Source organism: Pseudomonas sp. NPDC085632, from assembly GCF_044541255.1.
GTDB lineage: Bacteria > Pseudomonadota > Gammaproteobacteria > Pseudomonadales > Pseudomonadaceae > Aquipseudomonas.
Window position 1 is genome coordinate 31,822 of the sequence record NZ_JBITSX010000034.1, and the last position, 23,466, is coordinate 55,287.

Here is a 23,466-nt window from a genome sequence, read left to right on the forward strand (position 1 = left end):
CGTGCCTCTCGGCACTGCGAAAAATTGACCGGGAATTCAAGTGCAAGTTCCCAAAAAAACCGCAAGGTCAATCACGCGCAAAAAAGATTCTACTTCGGCGCCAGCTCCCTGAGATGACGTGCGACTGCAATCCATGCACCGATATAACCCAACAGCACCGCGCCAAGCAAGAGCGACAGACCATCGGCAACTGGCACTCCGGCCAGCGCGAAATCACTGCCGTACAAACCGGCCAGCCCAACCACCGCGTCGTTCAGCCAGTTCAGGCCAAACGCCAATACACCCCAGGACAACAGTCCCGCACCGAAGCCATACAGCGCGCCCATATAAAGGAAGGGACGTCGCACATAGCTGTCAGTGCCGCCGACGAGTTTAATCACTTCTATCTCGGTGCGGCGGTTTTCAATATGAAGACGAATGGTATTGCCTATCACCAAAAGTAATGCAGAAACCAAAAGCACCGTCAGACCGAAAACAAAACGGTCGCCAAGTTTGAGGATGGCAGCCAGACGCTCGACCCAGACTAGATCAAGTTGCGCCTGTTGTACCTTGGGCAGCTCGGAAAGTTTTTGTCTTAATGCTTCCAGCGTCGGCTTGTCGACTTCGTTCGGCGTCACCAGCACAACGCCCGGCAGCGGGTTCTCCGGCAGCTCGCGCAGGGCTTCACCCAGCCCAGACTGCTGCTGGAACTCTTCCAGCGCCTGATCACGGCCGACATATTCAGCATCAGCTACGCCGGGCATGCCTTTGATCTGTTCACGCAAAGACTCGCCCTGTTCCGGGCTGGCGTCGAGTTGCAGGTACAGCGAGATCTGCGCCGCTCGCTGCCACGAGCCGCCCAGACGCTCGACGTTGTTGAGCAGCAGCGACAAGCCCATCGGCAGGCTCAGCGCCACGGCCATCACCATGCAGGTGAAGAAACTGCCGATTGGCTGTTTGCCAAGGCGACGCAGGCTGTCGAGCAGGCTGGCGCGATGGCTTTCGACCCAGGCACGGAACAGCGTGGCGAAGTCCGGGCCATCGTCTTCGTCGTGTTTTTTCTTCTTCGGTGGTTGCGGATCGGCGGCTTTCGGGGCCACGCGTTCGGAAACCTTCGGACTGCGTGTCGCACTCATTCTCCGGCCTCCCCGTCGCCAATCAATCGGCCGCGTTGCAGGGTCAGCATGCGGTGACGCATGCGCGCGATCAGTGCCAGGTCGTGACTGGCGATCAGCACGCTGGTGCCCAGACGGTTGATGTCTTCGAACACGCCCATGATTTCCGCCGCCAGACGCGGGTCGAGGTTACCGGTCGGTTCGTCCGCCAGCAGCAAGGCCGGACGGTGAACGATGGCGCGAGCAATACCGACACGCTGCTGCTGACCGGTGGACAGGTCGCCCGGGTACAGATCGGTTTTATCCGAAAGTGCCACGCGCTCCAGCGCCGAATCGACACGCTTGGCGATTTCGGCTTTGGACAGCCCGAGAATCTGCAGCGGCAACGCGACGTTGTTGAACACCGTGCGATCGAACAGCAACTGGTGATTCTGGAACACCACGCCGATCTGCCGGCGCAGAAACGGAATCTGCGCGTTGCTGATGGTGCTCAGGTCTTGCCCGGCCAACAGCAGTTTGCCGCTGGTCGGGCGTTCCATCGCCAGCAACAGGCGCAACAGGGTGGATTTACCGGCACCGGAGTGGCCGGTGACAAACAAGAACTCGCCACGACGGACTCGAAAGCTCAGCTCATGCAAGCCGACGTGACCGTTCGGGTAGCGTTTACCGACCTGTTCGAAACGAATCATGAACGCTCCCGCTCGGCAAACAGTGCCTGGACAAAGGGTTCGGCTTCAAAGGTACGCAAATCGTCGATGCCTTCACCGACGCCGATGTAGCGGATCGGCAGACCGAATTGTTTGGCCAAGGCGAAAATCACCCCGCCCTTGGCGGTACCGTCGAGCTTGGTCAGCGCCAGGCCGGTCAGTTCGACGGTCTGGTTGAATTGCTTGGCCTGGTTGATGGCGTTCTGGCCAGTACCGGCGTCGAGCACCAGCAGCACTTCGTGCGGCGCGTCGGCGTCGAGCTTGCCGATTACGCGGCGAACCTTCTTCAGCTCTTCCATCAGGTTGTCTTTGGTGTGCAGACGACCGGCGGTGTCAGCGATCAACACGTCGATGCCACGGGCCTTGGCGGCCTGCACGGCGTCGAAGATCACCGAAGCCGAGTCGGCGCCGGTGTGCTGGGCGATGACCGGGATCTTGTTGCGCTCGCCCCAGACCTGCAATTGCTCTACGGCAGCGGCGCGGAAGGTGTCACCGGCAGCGAGCATGACTTTCTTGCCTTCCAGTTGCAGCTTCTTCGCCAGTTTGCCGATGGTGGTGGTCTTGCCGGCGCCGTTGACGCCCACCACCAGAATCACGAACGGCTTGTTCTGCGAGGCGATTTTCAGCGGTTGTTCGACCGGTTTGAGCATCGCGGCCAGTTCGGCCTGCAGGGATTTGTACAACGCGTCGGCGTCGGCCAATTCTTTGCGGGCGACCTTTTGGGTCAGGCGCTGGATGATCTGCGTGGTGGCTTCGACGCCGACGTCGGCGGTCAGCAGACGGGTTTCGAGGTCGTCGAGCAGATCGTCGTCAATGGTTTTGCGGCCGAGGAACAGACTGGCCATGCCCTCGCCGATGCTCGCGCTGGTTTTCGACAGGCCCTGCTTGAGGCGGGCGAAGAAACCGGCTTTGGTTTCTTCAGTGCGCGGGGCTTCGACTGGGGCCTCGGCAACCACTTCGCCTGGCACAACTGGCGCCGCAGCGACAGGTGCAGGCTCGGGCTCGGGTTGTTGAATGGCCGGGGCAACGGGGGCGACAACGACCGGAGCAACAGGCTCAGGAACAATAGTTTCAGCAACCACAGGTTCTGCAATAACAGGTTCTGCAACAACCCGCGCAGGTTCGACAACAGCTGCCGGAGCAACTTCAGCCACAAACGCGGCAGGCGCAGGAATCACTGGCGTGATGTGCGGCGCAGCCTCTTCAACCAGTGCCACTGGCTCTTCGGCCACCGGCAAAGTCAGCCAAGGCGCGGCCGGAGGAGTCAGCGGCAACTCAGCCGCCACAGGCACTTCAGGCTCGGGATCTGGCTCTACCGGTTGCAGCACCGGCTCGGCAATCGGCAGCACAATCGGTGCCGGCTCTTCTTCTATGACTGGAGCCGGCGCCGGGGCGGGCTCAGGAATCACCGGCGGCTGTTCGACGACGGGTTCCTGCGGTTTCTTACGCAGCCATCCGAACAGGCTTTTCTTCTCGCCAGCCGCAGCTGGGGTCTTCTTGTCGTCGTTGGAACCAAACATGGAGGACGGCTATCTCACGGTAGCGACGCGCCATAAGGGCGCCCCGGCAAATAAATATTCGATGCAGAACAGACTGTGTTTCACCCAGCTTGTTCACGCGCAACATTTTGTCGAGGCGCTACAGGCACCTCAAAGGTCGATTAATACGAAGGACTGGAACGGCATCGTCGGCGAAAACGCAGAGTTTAGCTGACAAACTCAAAGCTTCTGCCGGGAACCCATACAACCTATCGACCGATCAGTGGCTTGATAGGCGTGGCCGCCAGTAAAACGGATCAGTATCCTAGCACCTCCTCGCCCGCCTAGGCTAAGACCAAGCGGGCAGCCCAACAGGTTAAAAAACGAATGAATGCTCTAGCCCGCCGCGCTGCCGGCCTGCTGCTCAGCACAGTCTGCCTGCCCCTTTCGGCCTTGGCGGCCGACCCGCAACCGACCCACGAATTCACCCTCGACAACGGCCTCAAGGTCGTTGTGCGCGAAGACCATCGCGCGCCGGTGGTTGTCTCGCAGGTCTGGTACAAGGTCGGCTCCAGCTACGAAACCCCGGGCCAGACCGGTCTGTCCCACGCGCTTGAGCACATGATGTTCAAGGGCAGCGAGAAAGTCGGCCCCGGCGAAGCCTCGCTGATCCTTCGCGATTTGGGCGCCGAAGAGAACGCTTTCACCAGCGACGACTTCACCGCTTATTACCAGGTGCTGGCTCGCGACCGTCTGGGCGTAGCCTTCGAACTGGAAGCCGACCGCATGGCCAATCTGCGCCTGCCGGCCGACGAGTTCGCCAAGGAAATCGAAGTCATCAAGGAAGAGCGCCGCTTGCGCACCGATGACAAACCGATGTCCAAGGCCTACGAACGCTACAAGGCCATGGCCTACCCGGCCAGCGGCTACCACACGCCGACCATCGGCTGGATGGCCGACCTCGACCGGATGAAGGTTGAAGAGCTGCGCCACTGGTACCAATCCTGGTACGTGCCGAACAACGCCACGTTGGTAGTAGTCGGCGACGTCACCCCGGACGAAGTGAAAACCCTCGCCCAACGCTATTTCGGCCCGATCGCCAAGCGCGACGTGCCACCGGCGAAAAAGCCACTGGAACTGGCCGAACCGGGCGAACGCCAGATCACCCTGCACGTGCAGACACAACTGCCTAGCCTGATGCTCGGTTTCAACGTGCCCAGCATTGCCACCGCTGAAGACAAACGCTCGGTCAACGCCCTGCGCCTGATCTCGGCGCTGCTCGACGGCGGTTACAGCGGGCGCATCCCGACGCAACTGGAGCGCGGCGAAGAACTGGTCTCTGGCGGTTCGTCGAGCTACGACGCCTACACCCGTGGCGACAGCCTGTTCACCCTGTCGGCAACCCCGAACACGCAGAAGAAAAAGACCATGGCGCAGGCCGAGGCCGGCCTGTGGAAACTGCTGGAGCAGCTGAAAACCACCGCGCCGTCCGCCGAAGAACTTGAGCGCGTGCGTGCACAAGTGATCGCCGGTCTGGTGTTCGAACGTGATTCGATCACCAGCCAGGCCACCGCCATCGGCCAGCTGGAAACAGTCGGTCTGTCGTGGAAGTTGATGGACACCGAACTCGCCGATCTGGAAAGCGTCACCCCGCAAGACATCCAGAACGCCGCCAAGCTGTATTTCACCCGCGAACGTCTCAGCGTCGCCCATGTCCTGCCACTGGAGACGACTCATGAGTAAGCGCAAATCCCCACGCCTGCTGCTCGGCCTGATCGCCGTGGCGGTGATCGGCTCTGCCGCGCTGTACCTGACGCCAGGCGCTGACAGCAAGGCCAGCGAAGCACTGGATAACGCAAAGACCAGCCAGAAGCTGCAATCGCTGGCCGAACTCGACGGCAAAGCCCCGGCCAGCCGCAAACTCGATGTGCAAACCTGGAACACCGCCGAAGGCGCCAAGGTGCTGTTCGTCGAAGCCCATGAGTTGCCGATGTTCGACATGCGCCTGATCTTCGCCGCCGGCAGCAGCCAGGACGGCAGCGCGTCGGGTCTGGCGGTGCTGACCAACGCGATGCTCAACGAAGGTGTCGCCGGTAAAGATGTCGGCGCCATCGCGCAGGGCTTTGAAGGCCTGGGTGCGGATTTCGGCAACGGTGCTTTCAAGGACATGGCGCTGGCTTCGCTACGCAGTCTGAGTGCGACCGAGCAACGTGAACCGGCACTGAAGCTGTTCTCGGAAGTGGTCGGCAAACCGACCTTCCCGGCCGACTCGTTCTCGCGCATCAAGAACCAGATGCTCGCCGGTTTCGAATACCAGAAACAGAACCCCGGCAAACTCGCCAGCCTTGAACTGATGAAACGTCTGTACGGCGATCATCCGTACGCGCATTCGAGCGACGGCAATCCGCAAAGTGTGCCGAAAATCACCCTCGCGCAATTGCGTGAATTCCACGCCAAGGCCTACGCCGCTGGCAACGTGGTGATCGCGCTGGTCGGCGACCTGTCGCGTGCGGAGGCCGAGGCGATTGCCAATCAGGTTTCCAGCGCACTGCCCAAAGGCCCGGCGCTGGCGAAGATCGCGCAGCCGCAGGAACCGAAGGCCAGCACGGGCCATATCGAATTCCCGTCGAAGCAGACCAATCTGATGATCGCGCAACTGGGCATCGACCGTGACGACCCGGATTACGCGGCGCTGTCGATGGGCAACCAGATACTCGGTGGCGGTGGTTTCGGCACGCGCCTGATGAGCGAAGTGCGCGAGAAACGCGGCCTGACCTACGGCGTGTACTCGGCTTTCAGCCCGATGCAGGCGCGTGGCCCGTTCATGATCAACCTGCAGACCCGCGCGGAAATGAGCGAAGGCACCCTGAAACTGGTGCAGGACGTACTCGCCGATTACCTGAAAACCGGGCCGACGCAGAAAGAACTCGACGACGCCAAGCGCGAATTGGCCGGCAGCTTCCCGCTGTCCACCGCGAGCAACGCCGATATCGTTGGCCAGCTCGGCGCGATGGGCTTCTATAATCTGCCGCTGAGCTACCTGGATGATTTCATGCGTCAGTCGCAAAGCCTGACCGTGGAACAAGTCCGCGACGCCCTGAACAAACACTTGAGCACGGACAAAATGGTCGTCGTCACCGCTGGACCGACCGTGCCGCAAAAGCCGTTACCGGCCCCATCTGATAAACCTGCCGAGCAACCGCTCGGGGTTCCGGAGCATTAATGGCGACTCGTTCCCCAAAAAAACCTGCGCACAACGTCCACAACGGTGTGAACCAGTTGCGCATCATTGGTGGCCAATGGCGCAGCCGCAAGCTGAGCTTCCCCGATGCGCCGGGCCTGCGCCCGACGCCGGATCGCGTGCGTGAAACCCTGTTCAACTGGCTCGCGCCTTACGTTGAAGGGGCAAAGGTGCTCGACCCGTTCGCCGGCAGCGGCGCGCTGTTTCTCGAAGCGCTGTCGCGTGGCGCGGCCATGGGCCAGGCGCTGGATGCCAGCAACATTGCGGTGTCCAGCCTGAAAGAACACCTCGGTACCCTGCGTTGCACCAACGGCCAGGTGCAGACCGCCGACGCCTTGCGTTATCTGGAAACCCAGACCGCCAGCGCGTTCGATCTGGTGTTCCTCGACCCACCGTTCAATCAGAACTTGCTGCCGGCTGTTTGCACCTTGCTCGAAGAGCGTCAGTGGCTGGCGACCGACTCGTGGATCTACACTGAAAGCGAAACGGCGCCATCGACGCTGGGCCTGCCGGGCAACTGGCGCCTGCACCGCGAGCAGAAATCCGGCCGGGTTTACTACGCGCTGTGGCAACGTACGGCAGAGATCGCCGGTTAACCGACCGGTCTGAATCAGCGGCGTCCCGTCCAATGGGGTCGCCGCTCTGCATCGAGAACCATCGTGTCCGCCTCTTCAGAACGCTTCACCCCCGCCCTCGGCCTCGGCAATCCGCACCTGCAAACCTTGTGGGGACCGCTGTGGCGCAAAACCGTGCATATCGAACGTGAGCGCGAGCGCCTGTGGCTTGAGGATGGCGACTTTCTCGACCTCGACTGGCACGGCCCGCACACCGCCGATGCACCACTGGTGCTGGTGCTGCATGGACTGACCGGCTCTTCCAATTCGCCTTATGTCGCTGGCATCCAGAAAGCCTTGGCCGATCAAGGCTGGGCCAGTGTCGCGCTGAACTGGCGCGGCTGCTCGGGCGAGCCGAATCTGCTGCCACGCAGCTATCACTCCGGTGCCAGCGAAGACCTCGCCGAAACCATAAAGCACCTGCGCGCCAAGCGACCGTTGGCACCGTTGTATGCCGTCGGCTATTCCCTGGGTGGCAATGTGCTGCTCAAGCACTTGGGCGAAACCGGCAGCGCCAGTGGTGTGCTCGGCGCGGTCGCGGTGTCGGTACCGTTTCGCCTCGACCAATGCGCCGACCGCATCGGCCAGGGATTTTCCAAGGTCTATCAGGCCCACTTCATGCGCGAGATGGTCGCCTATATCAAAAACAAACAACGGCAGTTTCAGCATGACGGTCGAGAAGACGGACTCGCCGCGCTGGCAGCCCTCGGTTCGCTGGAAAACATGCGCACGTTCTGGGATTTCGATGGCCGGGTGACCGCGCCGTTGCACGGCTTCAATGGTGCCGAGGATTACTATCGCCGTGCTTCGAGCCGTTACTTCCTCGGCGAAATCCGCACACCGACCCTGATCATTCAGGCGGCGGACGATCCGTTCGTGTTCCCGCACAGTTTGCCGCAGGCCAGTGAGCTATCGGCCTCGACTGTCTTCGAGTTGCAGGCACGCGGCGGACATGTTGGCTTCGTCGATGGCTCGCTGCGCCAGCCCGGTTACTATCTGGAACGACGCATCCCGCAGTGGCTGACGCGCGTGCCCGCATGAGCGATCAGGGCGAGTCGATCCGCTTCTGGCAAACCGCGCCGCTGGCCGGGGTCGAGTTGTTGTCGGCACGCTACATCGAGCATCGCTTCGCCCCGCATGTCCACGACGGATTCGTGATCGGCATGATCATGGCCGGTGCCCAGCGCTACCGTTATCGCGGTGCCGAGCATTTGGCCGGCAGCGGCACACTGGTGTTGATCAATCCGGACGAGCTGCACACCGGGCACAAGGGCACCGAGGACGGCTGGCTGTACCGGGCGTTTTATCCCGATACTTCACAGATCGTTTCGCTGCTGGATGAGCTGGAGCTGTCCACCACGAGTCTGCCGGCGTTCGGCGCCACGCTGTATCGCGATGCAGATCTGGTCAACGGCTTTGCGCAATTGCATCGTTTGCTCGAAAGCCCCGCCACCGCGTTACAACAGCAGACGGTGTGGCGCGAGATGATGTTGCTGCTGTTGCAGCGCCATGCGGCAGTGCCGGTGCCCGGTCGAGCCGGCAAGGAACACCGCGCGGTGCTGTTGGGCAAAGAGTTGTTGCACGCGCAACTGGCGGCGCCACCGTCACTGGAAGAACTGGCGGCGGCGGTGAATCTGTCACCCTTCCATTTCGCCCGAGTGTTCCGCCGAGCAACCGGTATGCCCCCGCACACCTGGCTGATGCAGCAACGCATCGCCCAGGCTCGTGCACTTCTACAACATGGCTGCCTGCCGGTAGAGGTCGCCACGCGACTGGGCTTCGCCGACCAGAGCCATTTGAGCCGGCAATTCAAACAGGCTTATGGTGTCGGACCCGCCGCGTACCGCAGCGCCCGGATGGAAAGCTAAAAGATCGCAGCCTTCGGCAGCTCCTACAGGGAGATGCATTCCAATGTAGGAGCTGCCGAAGGCTGCGATCTTTTGATCTTATTCGCCGGTGGCGATACCGCGCGAAGGCTCGTTGATCCACTCGCTCCACGATCCGGCGTATAACGAACCCAACGGATAACCCGCAAGGCACAACGCAAACAGGTTGTGACACGCCGTCACGCCAGAACCGCAATAGGCAACCAGATCCGCTGGCGAACGCTCGCCGAGCTTCGCGGCAAAACGCTGCTTGAGTTGATCCGCTGGCAGGAATCGCCCGTCGCTGCCGAGGTTGTCGGTGAACGCCGCGCATTGCGCACCCGGAATGTGCCCGGCAATCGGATCGATCGGCTCGACCTCGCCTTTGAAACGCGGCAAACCCCGGGCATCGATCAATGTCAGTTTCGGTTGGCCAAGGCGTTGCTGTAATTGTTCGGCGCTGAGCAGGAGACTCATGTCCGGTTGACCACTGAAAGTACCGTGACTGACTGCGGGCGCATCCAGACTCAGCGGCAACCCCGCCGCATGCCACGCCTTGAGCCCGCCATCGAGAATGAACACACCATCGCGCTTGCCCAGCCACGCCAGCAACCACCACGCCCGCGCGGCGTAGGCACAGGGACCGTCGTCGTACAAAACCACATCGCTGTCATTGTTGATGCCCCAGGCTTGCAGACGCTCGATCAGCGCCGCCGGCTCGGGCAGTGGATGACGTCCGGTCACGCCTTTGACCACGGTACCGCTGAGGTCACGTTCAAGATCGGCGAAGCTCGCCCCGGCAATGTGCCCTTCGGCATAGCTGCGCTGGCCGTAGTCCGGGTCTTCGAGGGCAAAACGACAATCGAGAATCACCAGCCCCGGCTGCGCCTTGCGGGCATCCAGTGCTTCGGGGCTGATCAGTTGCGCAATCGGCATAGCGGGCTCCTGAGGGATTTCAACAGAACGGTTTATTTCACGTCTTCGAGGGCTTGGGCCAGCGGCACGTAGAACTCCTCGAACAACGCATTGACCTCGTCACGCGCCTGCTCGGTGACAAACCCGGCTTCCAGCACCAGCACCTGGTACACGCCACGTTTAATGGCCTGCTCACTGAGGTGGTTGGAGTTTTCGCGGGTGGTGCACAGGAAGCGCACCCACGACGTCAGGATGATCCAGGCATTGAGGGTCAGGGATTCGATCTGCACGCGGTCCATATCGAGAATCCCGGCGGCGACAAAACCTTCGTAGATCGCCGCGCCCTGAATCACGCAGCGCTGGGAAAAGCGCCGATAACGGGCGGCCAGCTCCGGGTCGCTGTCGAGCAGATGCTCCAGATCACGGTGCAGAAAACGGTAGCGCCACATCGCCGAAAGCAGTTCCTTGAGATAGAAACGCTTGTCCTCGACTGTCGCCGCGCGCCCCTGCGGAGGGCGCAGAAAGCTGTCGACCAGGCTTTCGTACTCACTGAACAACACGGCGATGATCGCCTGCTTGTTGGGGAAGTGGTAGTACAGGTTGCCCGGAGAAATCTCCATGTGGGCGGCAATGTGATTGGTGCTGATGCTGCGCTCGCCCTGTTGATTGAACAGCTCAAGGCTGTTCAGCACGATACGCTCGCTGGTTTTTATTCGTGGGGCCATGGCTTGAGCTTTAATTCAGAGTGCGTTGGGGAGCATCTTACGACCTAACCGGAAATGGATAAAACACTGCAGTGCAAGGAAGTCATTTGACTTTATAGAGCATAGACTCTAAAAAGTTCATCACTACAATAAATCCGGAGCAGACCATGACTGCCGACATCGCTTACCTGCAAACGCTGCAACAACCCCTGGCAGAGCTGGACCGGTTGTTCGAGGCGCAGCGGGCCGCGTATGCCGCGAACCCGATGCCACCCGCCGCCCAACGCCAGCAATGGCTCAAAGCGCTGAGCGATTTGCTGAGCAACGAACGTCAGGCATTGATCGAGGCGATCAGCTCCGATTTCAGTCATCGCAGCGCCGATGAAACCCTGCTCGCCGAGCTGATGCCGAGCTTGCACGGCATTCATTACGCCAGCCGTCATCTCAAAGGCTGGATGAAAGCCTCGCGGCGCAAGGTCGGTATTGCGTTCCAGCCAGCGTCGGCGAAAGTGGTGTATCAGCCTCTGGGCGTCGTCGGCGTCATCGTGCCGTGGAATTACCCGCTGTATCTGGCGGTCGGCCCGCTGGTCGGCGCCTTGGCGGCAGGCAACCGGGTGATGCTCAAACTCAGTGAATCGACCCCGGCCACCGGCTTGTTGATGAAAGCGTTGCTGGCGAGAATTTTCCCCGAAGACCTGGTCTGCGTGGTGCTCGGTGAAGCCGACATCGGCGTGGCGTTCTCCCGCCTGCGCTTCGATCATTTGCTGTTTACCGGCGCCACCAGCATCGGCAAACACGTGATGCGCGCCGCCGCCGAAAACCTCACTCCGGTGACACTGGAACTGGGCGGCAAGTCGCCGGCTATCGTCTCCCGTGATGTGCCGCTCAAGGATGCTGCCGAGCGCATCGCCTTCGGTAAAACCCTCAACGCCGGGCAGACCTGCGTCGCCCCGGATTACGTACTGGTCCCGGAAGAGCGTGTCGGTGCTTTCGTCGAAGCCTATCGCCAGGCCGTGCACGGTTTTTATCCGACACTCACCGACAATCCGGACTACACGGCGATCATCAACGAACGCCAACTGGCGCGGCTCAACGGCTACGTCAGCGACGCCACCAGCAAGGGCGCGCTGCTGATCCCGCTGTTCGAGCAGGGTCAAGGCCGGCGCATGCCGCACAGCGTGCTGCTGAATGTCAGCGATGAGATGACGGTGATGCAGGACGAAATCTTCGGGCCGCTGCTGCCGATCGTGCCGTATCAGGATCTGGAGCAGGCATTCGCTTACATCAATCAGCGGCCACGTCCTCTGGCTCTTTACTACTTTGGCTACGACAAACGCGAACAGAACCGCGTGCTGCACGAAACCCATTCCGGCGGTGTGTGCCTGAACGACACCTTGCTGCATGTGGCTCAGGACGACATGCCGTTCGGCGGCATCGGCGCTTCGGGCATGGGCCACTACCACGGTCACGAAGGTTTCCTGACCTTCAGCAAAGCCAAGGGGGTGCTGATTAAACAGCGGTTCAACGCAGCCAGACTGATTTACCCGCCCTACGGCAAATCGATTCAGAAACTGATCCAGAAGCTGTTCATTCGCTAAACCTTCGTCACCGCCGGGTAATAAAAACAATGCACCCAAGCCTGACCGAAACACCTGCACTGTCCCGCCGTGGTTTGCTGAAATTCAGTCTCGGCGCCACGGCATTCCTCGCCACCGCCGGACTCGGCGCCAGCCTCAGCGGCTGCTCGTCGAGCGTCGCGGCCAACGGTTTTGTCTCGTTGCGTGACGGCGACCTGCTGTTTTTGCGCGCACTGATCCCGGTGATGCTCGACGGCGCCGTGGCAGCCGAGAAGCTGCCGGACGCTGTTGAGGGTACGCTCAAGTCGCTGGACTACAGTCTCGATCACCTGTCGCCGGAAATGCTCAAACTCACCCGGCAACTGTTCGACGTCCTCGGCATGGCGGTGACGCGCGGGCCACTCACCGGGATCTGGGGCAGTTGGGAAAATGCCAGCCCGGAGGCCATGCGCCATTTCCTTGATCGCTGGGAAAACAGTTCATTGAGTTTGTTGCGTATGGGCCATAGCTCGCTGCAACAGATGGTGATGATGGCTTGGTACACACGCACCGAATCGTGGGGACATTGCGGCTATCCCGGTCCGCCTACCGTTTGAGATCGGCGGCGCGGCCTTCGCGAGCAAGCTCGCTCCCACAGGGGTTCGCATTCCAATGTGGGAGCGTGCTTGCTCGCGAAGGGGCCAGCCGCCACACCCAGCATCCAGAATAATAAAGAGAACCTGATCGATGCCCGTACCCGACCCGTTCCGCGAAGGCCTCGCCCGAGGCTGGAAAACCTACAACGGCGCACAGCTGAGCGACGACCTGACCCTGGAAGCCGACGTCGCGATCATCGGCAGCGGCGCCGGTGGCGGCACCACGGCGGAAATCCTTAGCGCTGCCGGCTACAAAGTCCTGCTGATCGAAGAAGGCCCGCTGAAAACCAGTTCCGACTTCAAAATGCTCGAAGACAAGGCCTACAGCAGCCTCTATCAGGAAGGCATCGGCCGCATGAGCAAGGACGGCGCGATCACAATCCTGCAGGGGCGCGCGGTTGGCGGTACGACGCTGATCAACTGGACATCGAGTTTCCGCACCCCGGAGCCGACCCTTGAACACTGGGCCAAAGAACACAACGTCAAGGGCCATAGCCCCGCCGAGATGGCGCCGTGGTTCGAGAAAATGGAACAGCGCCTCGGCGTCGCCCCGTGGATGGTCCCGCCCAATGCCAACAACGACGTGATCCGCAAAGGCTGCGAACAACTCGGTTACAGCTGGCATGTGATTCCGCGCAATGTGCGCGGCTGCTGGAACCTCGGGTACTGCGGCATGGGCTGCCCGACCAACGCCAAGCAATCGATGATGGTCACGACCATTCCGGCGACGCTGGAAAAGGGTGGCGAGCTGCTTTATCTGGCCCGCGCCGAGAAACTGCTGATCAACGGCGACAAAGTCACCGGCCTGCAATGCGTGGCGATGGATGAGCGTTGCGTCGAACCGACCGGGCGCACAATCCACGTCAAGGCGCGGCATTACGTTTTGGCCGGTGGCGGCATCAACAGCCCGGCGCTGTTGCTGCGTTCGGACGCTCCGGATCCGCATAAAACCCTGGGGAAGCGTACCTTCCTGCACCCGGTGAACATGTCCGCCGCGCGCTTCGACGAAGTCATCAATCCGTTTTACGGGGCGCCGCAGTCGATCTATTCCGATCATTTCCAATGGAAGGACGGCACCACCGGACCGATGGCCTTCAAACTGGAAGTACCGCCGCTGCATCCGGCGTTGGCCGCGACGCTGCTTGGCGGTTTTGGTGAGGAAAGTGCGCAACACATGGCTGACCTGCCGCACACCCACGCCATGCTGGCCTTGCTGCGCGACGGTTTTCACCCGGACAGCACGGGCGGTGCAATCGAGTTGCGGGGCGATGGTTCGCCGGTGCTCGACTACCAGGTTTCGCCCTATGCCTGGGAAGGCTTGCGCCGGGCGTTTCACGTCATGGCCGAAATCCAGTTTGCCGGCGGGGCGAAATCGGTAATGCCGATGCACGCCGACGCCCGTTACGTGAAAACCCTGGCTGAAGCGCGCACGCTGATCGACGGTTTGAGCCTTGAGCTTTATCGCACGCGACTGGGCAGCGCGCATGTCATGGGCGGCTGCGCGATGGGTGAAGAGCCGAAAAGCGCCGTCACCGACAGTCTCGGCCGGCATCATCAACTGGCTAATCTGTCGATCCATGACGGCTCGCTGTTCCCCACCAGCATCGGCGCCAACCCGCAGCTGTCGGTGTATGGCCTGACCGCGCAACTGGCGACATCCCTCGCCGATCGGCTGAGAAACCCGTGAAAAAACCAATTATTGCCATCGTCTATAGTGCTTTCTTACCCAACAGGCGACTTGGCCGACCGGGACGGCTGCGATACCATCCGACTCCCCAACGGACTCCCGCCAGGACGACGCGATGAACCGAGTGTTGTACCCAGGTACCTTCGACCCTATTACCAAGGGCCATGGCGATCTGGTCGAACGCGCCTCGCGCCTGTTCGATCACGTGATTATTGCGGTCGCTGCCAGCCCGAAGAAAAACCCGCTGTTCCCATTGGAACAACGGGTCGAACTGGCTCGCGAGGTCACCAGACACCTGCCGAACGTGGAAGTGGTCGGCTTCTCGACGCTGCTGGCGCATTTCGCCAAAGAGCAGAACGCCAATGTGTTCCTGCGTGGTTTGCGCGCGGTGTCGGACTTCGAATACGAATTTCAGCTGGCCAACATGAATCGCCAGTTGGCTCCGGATGTGGAGAGCCTGTTTCTCACCCCGTCCGAGCGTTATTCGTTCATTTCCTCGACGCTGGTGCGGGAAATTGCCGCGCTGGGCGGCGATATCAGCAAATTCGTCCACCCCGCCGTGGCTGACGCGCTGACCCTACGCTTCAAGAAGTAGGAGCTGTCGAAGGCTTGGGCTGCGATCTTGGCTTTTGATTGCAGCCCTTGATCGCAGCAACGTGCACTGCGCTCGCCAATGCGGCACAATTGCGCGCATTGATTTATAGCGCCCGGGCCTGCCGCCCCGGCTGGAGTTAGCATGTCCCTGATCATCACCGACGATTGCATCAACTGCGACGTCTGCGAACCCGAGTGCCCGAACGCCGCCATCTCCCAGGGCGAAGAGATCTACGTGATCGACCCGAACCTGTGCACCCAATGCGTCGGCCACTACGACGAACCGCAATGCCAACAGGTTTGCCCGGTGGATTGCATTCCGCTGGACGAGGCGCATCCGGAGACTGAAGAACAGTTGATGGAGAAGTACCGCATCATCACCGGCAAGGCCTAAGCCTTCAGCGTCCGTTCGGGCCTCTTCGCGAGCAGGCTCGCTCCCACATTTGAAATGCGTTCCAATGTGGGAGCGAGCTTGCTCGCGAAAGGGCCGTCAGCCACACAGCAAAACCCTGATCAGCTCACTCGCGCTGCTCAAACCCTTCCCCGATACACCCCAGGCACCGCACAAAAGCGGCTTTCGCCGGATCCACCACCAACGCCTGCCCCGCATCGCCCACCCCGCCACCCAGTGCGGTAAACGGCAACGACACGACAAACGCCCCCGCACCGATCACCGTCGCCACCACCAATAAAGGTCGGGCAATCAGCAAATCGCCAAGCATGGCGTAGGCCGGTGGATTCTGGATGGTGTAACGCGGATCGCCACTGCCATTTTCCGCGGCTTGAACAGCCAGACTGGAACACAGCAGCAGCGTAACAACGAGGACTTGCAAGGATTTCATGGCACGATCCTTCGGGCTTAACAGTGAGACAACTCACTATAGACCGTAGGACTTTTTCAGCTTTTTGCCTCAGCTCTGGCAGCGCGGGCAGAACACACTGGCACGCTGGCCCAGCTTCACTTCACGCAAGCCGGTGCCACAGACCTTGCAGTGTTCACCGCCACGGCCATAGACAAACAGTTCTTGCTGGAAATAGCCCGGCTGGCCGTCACCGCCAATAAAATCACGCAACGTCGTACCGCCACGCTCGATCGCGGCGGCCAGAATGCGTTTGATCTCGATCGCCAGTTTCAGATAGCGCCCCCGGGAAATGCCCCCGGCTTCACGACGCGGATCAATCCCGGCAGCGAACAGCGCTTCGGTCGCGTAAATATTGCCGACCCCGACCACCACCGCGTTGTCCATGATGAACGGTTTGACCGCCATCGAACGCCCGCGCGACAGCTGAAACAAACGCTCGCCATCGAACAGATCGGTCAGTGGTTCCGGGCCGAGACGGATCAACAGTTCGTGATTGAGTGGATCGTTGCTCCACAACATCGCGCCGAACCGGCGCGGATCGGTGTAGCGCAGCGCCAGCCCCGACTCCAGTTCAATATCGACGTGTTCATGCTTGAGCGCCGGCAAACCGACTTCGACCAGACGCAAATTGCCCGACATGCCCAGATGGCTGATCAGCGTACCCACCTCGGCGTTGATCAGCAGGTACTTGGCGCGTCGTTCGACCAGCACGATGCGCTGCCCCGACAGACGCACATCGAGGTCTTCGGGGATCGGCCAGCGCAACCGCCGGTCCCGCACGATCACCCGGCTGACACGCTGGCCCTCCAGGTGCGGGGCAATCCCGCGACGGGTTGTTTCGACTTCCGGCAGTTCAGGCATGAGGTTCTCGAATCAATGCGCGCCGAGGTCACGGATCGTTTGCTTGAGGGTTTCGAAGTCGTAATCCGACAGTCCTACATAGTCGAGTACCAGCGGACCGACGGCGTTCCATTCGAAATCTTCGGTCTGGTTGCCCAGCACGCGATACGAAGCGCAAATGTGTTCGGCCATTTTCAGGATCGCCAGCAGGTTTTTCATCTGGCTGTTGCGCGAAGACTCATCGCTGAAAATTGCCAAGGCGTTGTGGTGATTGGCGATCGCCGCGCTGACATGCTCCGGCAGGCGCCAGGATTTGGCGGTGTAGTAACCCACCACTGCGTGGTTGGTGTTGAACTCGCTGTTTTCGGTGTCGACGACCCGACATTCGGCGCCGGCATTGGCGTAGGCCTTTTCCAGAACCGACATGTAGTTGGGGAAGCGCTGCAGCATCAGCGGCACGCCGCAATCGTGGAACAGACCCAAGGCATAAGCCTCGTCGCCGGCTTGAGTACCGATACGTTTGGCCAGCGACAGGCAGGTCATCGCCACGTCCTGGGCGGTGTCCCAGAAACGGTTGAGGGTGACGATGGTGTCGTCGTTCATTTCGCCTTTGATCGACTGCGCGTTGATCAGGTTAATGATCGAGCGACTGCCCAACAGATTCACCGCGCGCTGAATCGAGGTGATCTTGTTGCTCAAGCCGTAATACGGCGAATTGACGATTTTCAGCAGCGAGCCGGACAAGCCAGGATCCTGAGCGATCAGTTTGGCGATCACCTCCAGGTCCGGGTCGGGCATGTACTGCTCCATTTGCAGATCCACCATGATCTGCGGTTGCGCCGGCACACTGATGCCTTGCAGCGATTGTTGAATCTGTTCGGTGGTCAGCTCTTGGGACATAAGTACACACTCTGGGACAGGCGGCGATTCTAACCGTTGAAACCGCAGGGCGACACACCGATGGGCACATCGCAGGAACTTTCATTCAAGCTCAGGCTTCGGACTTGGTAAGGCCCGGTGGACAGTTTCTGTCTGGCGCGGCAACAAATTCCCACAGACTCAGGAGCTTATCGATGGCCACGTCCCTCAACGGCAAGCGCGTCGCTTTTTTGGTAACCGATGGTTTCGAACAGGTTGAATTGACAGGTCCCAAGCAAGCGCTGGAACAAGCTGGCGCGCAGGTCGACATCCTTTCGGCCGAGGCCGGCAAGGTCAAAGGCTGGAATCACGACAAACCGGCGGATGATTTCAAGGTCGATCAGACGTTCCAGGACGCCAGCAGCGAGCAGTACGACGCGATCGTCCTGCCGGGCGGCGTGCAAAACTCCGACACCATCCGCATCGATCAGGACGCCCAGCATCTGGTCAAGACCGGCGCCTCTGCCGGCAAACCGATTGCGGTGATCTGCCATGGCGGCTGGCTGCTGATCTCGGCAGGCTTGGTCAACGGTAAAACCATGACCAGTTATAAAACGGTCAAGGATGACCTGGTCAACGCGGGCGCACATTGGGTGGATAAAGAGGTGGTCAAGGATGGCAACCTGATCAGCAGTCGGCAACCGGGTGATATTCCGGCGTTCAGTCGCGAACTGATCAGCGCCCTCAGTGCCTGACTCACCCCTGTGGCGAGGGTTTGCCCCCTCGCCACATGTCCAGCGCTGAACCTGCACACGCTTCAACACGCTATACTCCCGCTCTTTTTTCCGGAGCGACGTCATGTCCCTGCCTAGCTTGCGCCTCAAAGCCAACGCCGACCGTCGCCTGCGCGCCGGTCACCTGTGGGTCTACAGCAACGAAATCGATGTAGCCGCCACCCCGCTGCACGGCTTTAATGCCGGCGATCAAGCCATCCTCGAAGCCGCCGGCGGCAAGCCGCTGGGCATCGTGGCGATGAGCCCGAACAACCTGATCTGTGCCCGCCTGCTGTCGCGCGACGTTAAAGTTGCGCTGGACAAATCGCTGCTGGTGCACCGCCTGAACGTGGCCCTGTCGCTGCGCGAGCGCCTGTTCGACAAACCGTTCTACCGTCTGGTCTACGGTGATTCCGACCTGTTGCCCGGCCTGGTCGTTGACCGTTTCGGCGACATCCTTGTGGTCCAGATCGCCTCGGCGACCATGGAAGCACATAAAGATGACGTGATCGCCGCGCTGACCCAAGTGCTCAAGCCAAGCGGCATTCTGTTCAAGAACGACTCCGCCGCCCGTGACGCCGAAGGCCTCAACCGCTACGTCGAAACCGTGTTCGGCCTGGTGCCGGAGTGGGTGGCGCTGGAAGAGAACGGCGTGAAGTTCGAAGCCCCGGTCATTCAGGGCCAGAAAACCGGCTGGTTCTACGACCATCGCATGAACCGCGCACGCCTGGCCCCTTACGCCAAAGGCAAACGCGTCCTCGACCTCTATAGCTACATTGGTGGCTGGGGCGTGCAGGCTGCCGCGTTCGGCGCCAGCGAAGTGTTCTGCGTTGATGCGTCGGCGTTCGCCCTCGACGGCGTTGAGCGCAATGCGGCACTGAACGGCTTCGCCGACAAGATGACCTGTATCGAAGGCGACGTTTTCGAAGCCCTGAAAGAACTGAAAGCCAGCGAAGAGCGCTTCGACGTGATCGTTGCCGACCCGCCTGCGTTCATCAAGCGCAAGAAAGACATGAAAAACGGCGAAGGCGCCTACCGTCGCCTGAACGAGCAAGCCATGCGCCTGCTCAACAAGGACGGCATCCTGGTCAGCGCGTCCTGCTCGATGCACCTGCCGGAAGATGATCTGCAGAACATCCTGCTGACCAGCGCGCGTCACCTGGACCGCAATATCCAGTTGCTGGAGCGCGGTGGTCAGGGCCCGGATCACCCAGTCCACCCGGCCATCGCTGAAACGCGCTACATCAAGAGCATCACCTGCCGCTTGCTGCCCAATAGCTGATCCATGCGGATAACGGGGGAGCCAGCAGGCTCCCCTTTTTTTGCGCGCATCCCCTCCTCCTCGCTATTCCCCCATAACTCCTACAATTATTTTCTCGCTGACGTGCAGGATATTTCCTTACGTCCTTTAATTATCGAAACTTACCCTACAAGTTTATTTGCGACTAAAGACTACTCCGACAAAATTACTGGAAATTTCCTACTTAATATCCTCTTGCCAAGAACCCATTACAAACTATTATGAAGTTGTCGCCACGAGGTGACTTCAACTATCAATGAACAAGGAGTTCACATCATGAAACGTATTTCTCTGGAAAGTAACAAAATCGCAAACCTGGCTTTTCTGGTTGCCTCTAAAGCCCGCTAAGTAAGTCAGGACGCTGGGAAGTGCCGGAAACCCGGCGTCCTTTTGACTTTTCCAGAGTGAATCGACAGCCATGCACATCAACCCTTATTTATTTATATTGCCACGCTCACCCGGGCAAATCGTGTGGAACTATAAAAACCACACACAGCACGAGCTTGACTTTAATTATGCCAATCGACTTGCACAACTAATCCATAACCCGGAATTGTTCAACGTTCACAACATAATAGACACACAACTATTAAGCGCGGGCATTCTAACCGTTTCCAAAATAGACAGTCCGCAATGGGGTTGGGATGAGCTGTCGAAGATTTATCACATCGGCACGCAAAATATTCCCTGCGAACATACCCCACAGAATATTCACGAGTGGTCCAGACAATATCTGGCGCACTGTAACGAAGTACTGGCCACCCCACAGCCCGCTACAGTCCGCCCGACGCCAGCACCCAAGCAGCGTATCGCCCTGCCTGCGCCGTGCGCTTTGTATGACGACCGTCTGGGAAATGTTCTGCTCCAGCGCAAAACCTGCCGTTCCTATACAGGTGCAGCGATAACGCTGAAGGACGTCGGCACCCTGCTCTACCTTGCCCTCGGTTATCTCCAGGAACGAGACAATGACCGCGACGACAGTATCGCCCAAGGGCTCGGCGCACGCCGCAGCAGTCCTTCCGCTGGCGGCCTGAACGCTTGCGAAGGCTTTCTACTGGTGCAGAACGTCGATGGCCTGGAACCCGGCATCTATGCCTATCATCCGGCCGAACACACCCTGAGCCGGGTCAATCCGCTGCCTCAACCGGCGCTCGGCCACTTGCTCGGCGGGCAGCATTTCATCAACAACCTGCCATTGGGGCTGTTCATCACCGCACGTTTCGACCGGCTCTGGTGGAAGTACGAACACTCGCGGGCCTATCGCATGGCTTTCGTCGAAGCCGGCCATCTGTCGCAGACCTTTCAACTGGTCGCCACGGCATTGGGCCTCAACACCTGGTTGACCGGCGCGTTTGCCGACCAGCAGGTCGAAGCACTCCTCAAACTCGAGGACAGTGCTGAACAACCGCTGTTCTTCGTTGGTTGCGGACACAGCGACGGGCAAGTGATGTGTCACGAAATGCGCGAGCTGTTGCGCGAGGGGCAAGCATGACCCTGTCAGCTGCCGCCCCGGATGAAGCGCCGGTGTCCTGGGCACTCAAATTCACCTTGGGAGACTGGGACAGCCGTGCCTCGGTGCGCAGCAGTACCCATGACTATCAATTGCCTGATGACGTGCCGCTGCAACTGCAAACCCGCCACTGGTTTCCACCGGCGTTTCTACCTTATCTGGCACACCCGGCTATCCAGACGGCGGGGCGTGATGTGTTGCACCGACTGTCAGCCAACCACTTGGTGCACTTTCTCGATTACACCACCCTGCTCGAACACCGCATCGTCAACCGTGCCGTGGAAGTCATCGTGCACCGCGAACTGCCCATTCACGTGCCCCTGGCAATGAAAAACGCCGCGCTGCAGCTCTACACCGACGAGGGTTATCACGCGTTGTTCTCCAATCGCCTCGCAGAGCAGATCGCCGCGTTTTACGGGTTCACCGGTCGTCCGGTGATTGCGAAGCGCATCACCCGCATGAACGCTCTGATTGCCCGCACCCTGGAAAACAACCGGGCACTGGCATGGTTTCTGCTCGGTTTCGTCTCGGAAACCATCATTGCCCGGGAGCTGCTGGACGTCTGCCGCGACAGCCTGGTGTCCAGCGTGAGCGACATGCTGCGCGATCATCTGACTGATGAAGCCCGCCACAGCCGTTACTTCGCCGAAGTGTTCCATTACTTCTGGCTGTCCATGAACAGCCGCCAGCGTACGTTTGTGAGCAGAACACTGCTGGAGATCATCGGGATTTTTTTTCGAGGCCGATGAAGTCTGGCTGCAACAGAGTTTGCGAGGAGCAGGCATTGCCGACAGCGATGTGAGGGACATCATCGGCGGCATGGCAACGGCGCACGCCAATCGAGCACGCGCACGATCAGGTTCCATCGCTACGCTTGACGCACTGCGCAGGGCCGGTTTCTTCGCACTTCCCCATAACCAGAAACTTTTCGCCAAGGCAGGACTGATCGATGGATAAAGGAAAATCCGTGGCAACCACCAGGCAGCGCCGCGCAGCTGTCAGCCTGTTGCTGGCCATGGTGCTGCTGGGCGTGTTTCCACTGGATGTTCTGCTGCCTTCATTTCCCGCATTGGCGGCACACTTTCGCAGCTCCCCGGCGGATATCGCACTGTCCATCAGCCTGTTCGCCGTGGGGATCGCGTTTGCCCAGTTGCTGATCGGCCCTCTCTCGGACGTGATCGGGCGTAAAGGCTTGTTACTCGCCGGCATGAGCGTATCGATGCTGGGCGCGCTCGGCTGCGTGTTGACCTCCGATTACACGCTATTCCTGGTCTTTCGGGTGATACAGGCCTTGGGTTGTGGCTGTTTCGTGTTGTCCCAGGCACTGGTGCAGGATCTGTTCGAAGGCGAGGAGCGCGACCGCTTGCGTATCCTGATGGTCACGACCACCGGGATTTTCATTTCGGTGTCGCCGCTGGCCGGGACCTTTCTGCAAGCCACACTCGATTGGCGCGGCAGCTTCTGGGTGTTTACCGCGCTGTCCGCCATGGTGCTGATCAAGGCCTGGCTGTTTTTACCGAGCAGCCGTCCAGCCTCGGGGGGTTCGCCGATCGGCATCATTCAGTCCTACCGGCGCGTGTTGGGGGACTTCGAGTTTGTCGGCTACTGGCTGATTTCAGCGTTTGCTTTCGCCTGCCACTTCTCATTCATCGTGATTTCGCCGCTGATTTTCATGGAGCAACTGCAACTCGCGCCTTATGACTTTTCGCTGATCCTGCTGGTTTACGGTGCGGCCTATGTCGTCGGTGGCATCCTCGCCACCGTACTCAACCGACGGATCACTCCTGCTCAGCAAGTCTTCACCGGGCTAAGCCTGATACTGCTGTCGGGGCTGGCGATGCTGTACCTGGCAGCCAATCACGCGTTGGCGCCGGCCACTGTGTTGATCCCGATGTTGATCTGCACGGCGGGCACTACCATCGCCCGCCCCGCTGCCACCTCGCGGGCCATGGGCCTGTTTGCCGAGAACGCCGGGACGTCGGCCGCGGCGGGCAGTACGATCATCTTTATTTGTGGCGGTCTTATCAGCGCGTTGATCAGCCTCAGCCCAACCAATCTGCAATCCACGCTCGGCTACAGCTTTGTGCTGTTGAGCGCGACAGCGCTGGTGCTCAACAACAGGCTCAGCCGCCGCGCAAGAAACGTTGAAGCCAATGTCGTTGCACAGACCGGCGGTGATTAAACCCGCCGGTCGTCATTCCATACACGCCG

At 60.2% G+C, this 23,466-nt stretch carries 23 protein-coding genes and 1 pseudogene; 16 read left to right on the plus strand and 8 right to left on the minus strand.

All coding sequences use genetic code 11. The features are described 5' to 3' along the window. Window positions 1-89: 89 nt before the first annotated feature. The 3 genes from ftsX to ftsY are packed head-to-tail and all read right to left on the minus strand — an operon-like array spanning window position 90 to window position 3,321. Window positions 90-1,115, minus strand: a complete 1,026-nt coding sequence (gene ftsX / locus ACIF4X_RS19915) for a permease-like cell division protein FtsX (protein WP_077574909.1) — start codon at window positions 1,113-1,115, stop codon at window positions 90-92. Next, entirely contained in the window at window positions 1,112-1,783 is a 672-nt protein-coding gene (ftsE, locus tag ACIF4X_RS19920; RefSeq protein ID WP_008065082.1) for a cell division ATP-binding protein FtsE, read from the minus strand. Before ftsE ends, ftsX begins: the two co-directional genes overlap by 4 nt. After that, window positions 1,780-3,321: a signal recognition particle-docking protein FtsY gene (gene ftsY / locus ACIF4X_RS19925; protein ID WP_397483425.1), complete on the minus strand. Its 1,542-nt coding sequence runs from the start codon at window positions 3,319-3,321 to the stop codon at window positions 1,780-1,782. The genes ftsE and ftsY overlap by 4 nt, the downstream gene beginning before the upstream one ends. Here ftsY and ACIF4X_RS19930 point away from each other — a divergent pair. From ACIF4X_RS19930 to ACIF4X_RS19955, 6 genes are all read left to right on the plus strand, one after another. Next, entirely contained in the window at window positions 3,320-3,514 is a 195-nt protein-coding gene (locus ACIF4X_RS19930) for a hypothetical protein (RefSeq protein WP_397483426.1), read from the plus strand. The two genes, ftsY and ACIF4X_RS19930, sit on opposite strands and share 2 nt — an antisense overlap. A gap of 152 nt (window positions 3,515-3,666) precedes the next feature. Further along, entirely contained in the window at window positions 3,667-5,022 is a 1,356-nt protein-coding gene (locus ACIF4X_RS19935) for a pitrilysin family protein (protein WP_025112091.1), read from the plus strand. Next, window positions 5,015-6,502 (plus strand): M16 family metallopeptidase, encoded by a 1,488-nt coding sequence (locus ACIF4X_RS19940; protein ID WP_397483427.1) that lies wholly within the window; start codon window positions 5,015-5,017, stop codon window positions 6,500-6,502. The genes ACIF4X_RS19935 and ACIF4X_RS19940 overlap by 8 nt, the downstream gene beginning before the upstream one ends. After that, on the plus strand, window positions 6,502-7,116 hold the full coding sequence (gene rsmD / locus ACIF4X_RS19945) for a 16S rRNA (guanine(966)-N(2))-methyltransferase RsmD (protein ID WP_397483428.1): 615 nt from the start codon (window positions 6,502-6,504) through the stop codon (window positions 7,114-7,116). Before ACIF4X_RS19940 ends, rsmD begins: the two co-directional genes overlap by 1 nt. A gap of 63 nt (window positions 7,117-7,179) precedes the next feature. Next, entirely contained in the window at window positions 7,180-8,175 is a 996-nt protein-coding gene (locus ACIF4X_RS19950; RefSeq protein ID WP_397483429.1) for a hydrolase, read from the plus strand. Next, window positions 8,172-9,002 (plus strand): AraC family ligand binding domain-containing protein, encoded by an 831-nt coding sequence (locus tag ACIF4X_RS19955; RefSeq protein WP_397483441.1) that lies wholly within the window; start codon window positions 8,172-8,174, stop codon window positions 9,000-9,002. Before ACIF4X_RS19950 ends, ACIF4X_RS19955 begins: the two co-directional genes overlap by 4 nt. A gap of 78 nt (window positions 9,003-9,080) precedes the next feature. Here the strand turns inward: ACIF4X_RS19955 and ACIF4X_RS19960 are convergent, their stop codons facing one another. Further along, entirely contained in the window at window positions 9,081-9,935 is an 855-nt protein-coding gene (locus ACIF4X_RS19960; RefSeq protein ID WP_397483430.1) for a sulfurtransferase, read from the minus strand. A gap of 32 nt (window positions 9,936-9,967) precedes the next feature. Further along, window positions 9,968-10,639: a TetR/AcrR family transcriptional regulator gene (locus ACIF4X_RS19965; protein ID WP_007913599.1), complete on the minus strand. Its 672-nt coding sequence runs from the start codon at window positions 10,637-10,639 to the stop codon at window positions 9,968-9,970. 128 nt (window positions 10,640-10,767) lie between these two features. Here ACIF4X_RS19965 and ACIF4X_RS19970 point away from each other — a divergent pair, with 128 nt between their 5' ends. The 5 genes from ACIF4X_RS19970 (at window position 10,768) to ACIF4X_RS19990 (ending at window position 15,505) form a co-directional block, all read left to right on the plus strand. Further along, window positions 10,768-12,216: a coniferyl aldehyde dehydrogenase gene (locus tag ACIF4X_RS19970; RefSeq protein WP_397483442.1), complete on the plus strand. Its 1,449-nt coding sequence runs from the start codon at window positions 10,768-10,770 to the stop codon at window positions 12,214-12,216. A gap of 29 nt (window positions 12,217-12,245) precedes the next feature. Next, the gene (locus ACIF4X_RS19975; protein ID WP_397483431.1) at window positions 12,246-12,791 is read left to right on the plus strand and encodes a twin-arginine translocation pathway signal protein; all 546 of its coding nucleotides are present in this window, start codon (window positions 12,246-12,248) and stop codon (window positions 12,789-12,791) included. Window positions 12,792-12,921: 130 nt separating this feature from the next. After that, on the plus strand, window positions 12,922-14,517 hold the full coding sequence (locus ACIF4X_RS19980; protein ID WP_397483432.1) for a GMC family oxidoreductase N-terminal domain-containing protein: 1,596 nt from the start codon (window positions 12,922-12,924) through the stop codon (window positions 14,515-14,517). Window positions 14,518-14,632: 115 nt separating this feature from the next. Then, a complete protein-coding gene (gene coaD, locus ACIF4X_RS19985; protein WP_042606545.1) occupies window positions 14,633-15,112 on the plus strand; it encodes a pantetheine-phosphate adenylyltransferase in 480 nt (159 codons plus the stop codon). Window positions 15,113-15,253: 141 nt separating this feature from the next. Beyond that, window positions 15,254-15,505, plus strand: coding sequence for a YfhL family 4Fe-4S dicluster ferredoxin (locus tag ACIF4X_RS19990; protein ID WP_038358877.1), 252 nt, complete (start codon window positions 15,254-15,256; stop codon window positions 15,503-15,505). 124 nt (window positions 15,506-15,629) lie between these two features. On the opposite strand, the gene ACIF4X_RS19995 is transcribed toward ACIF4X_RS19990, so the two are convergent. The 3 genes from ACIF4X_RS19995 to ACIF4X_RS20005 form a co-directional block, all read right to left on the minus strand. After that, the gene (locus ACIF4X_RS19995) at window positions 15,630-15,953 is read right to left on the minus strand and encodes a multidrug transporter (protein ID WP_397483433.1); all 324 of its coding nucleotides are present in this window, start codon (window positions 15,951-15,953) and stop codon (window positions 15,630-15,632) included. Between the two features lie 69 nt (window positions 15,954-16,022). Further along, the gene (gene mutM / locus ACIF4X_RS20000) at window positions 16,023-16,835 is read right to left on the minus strand and encodes a bifunctional DNA-formamidopyrimidine glycosylase/DNA-(apurinic or apyrimidinic site) lyase (RefSeq protein WP_007913582.1); all 813 of its coding nucleotides are present in this window, start codon (window positions 16,833-16,835) and stop codon (window positions 16,023-16,025) included. A gap of 12 nt (window positions 16,836-16,847) precedes the next feature. Next, complete coding sequence (locus ACIF4X_RS20005) at window positions 16,848-17,660, minus strand: HDOD domain-containing protein (RefSeq protein ID WP_397483443.1); 813 nt, start codon at window positions 17,658-17,660, stop codon at window positions 16,848-16,850. Between the two features lie 227 nt (window positions 17,661-17,887). Here ACIF4X_RS20005 and ACIF4X_RS20010 point away from each other — a divergent pair, with 227 nt between their 5' ends. From ACIF4X_RS20010 to ACIF4X_RS20030, 5 genes and pseudogenes are all read left to right on the plus strand, one after another. Then, window positions 17,888-18,427, plus strand: a complete 540-nt coding sequence (locus ACIF4X_RS20010; RefSeq protein ID WP_397483434.1) for a type 1 glutamine amidotransferase domain-containing protein — start codon at window positions 17,888-17,890, stop codon at window positions 18,425-18,427. Between the two features lie 103 nt (window positions 18,428-18,530). Next, window positions 18,531-19,727 (plus strand): class I SAM-dependent rRNA methyltransferase, encoded by a 1,197-nt coding sequence (locus ACIF4X_RS20015; RefSeq protein WP_397483435.1) that lies wholly within the window; start codon window positions 18,531-18,533, stop codon window positions 19,725-19,727. Window positions 19,728-20,163: 436 nt separating this feature from the next. After that, entirely contained in the window at window positions 20,164-21,237 is a 1,074-nt protein-coding gene (locus tag ACIF4X_RS20020; protein ID WP_397483436.1) for a SagB family peptide dehydrogenase, read from the plus strand. Continuing rightward, window positions 21,234-22,212, plus strand: a pseudogene (locus tag ACIF4X_RS20025) (diiron oxygenase). The gene ACIF4X_RS20020 and the pseudogene ACIF4X_RS20025 overlap by 4 nt, the downstream one beginning before the upstream one ends. Next, window positions 22,205-23,437: a multidrug effflux MFS transporter gene (locus ACIF4X_RS20030; protein WP_397483437.1), complete on the plus strand. Its 1,233-nt coding sequence runs from the start codon at window positions 22,205-22,207 to the stop codon at window positions 23,435-23,437. The pseudogene ACIF4X_RS20025 and the gene ACIF4X_RS20030 overlap by 8 nt, the downstream one beginning before the upstream one ends. The last annotated feature ends 29 nt before the right edge of the window (window positions 23,438-23,466 follow it).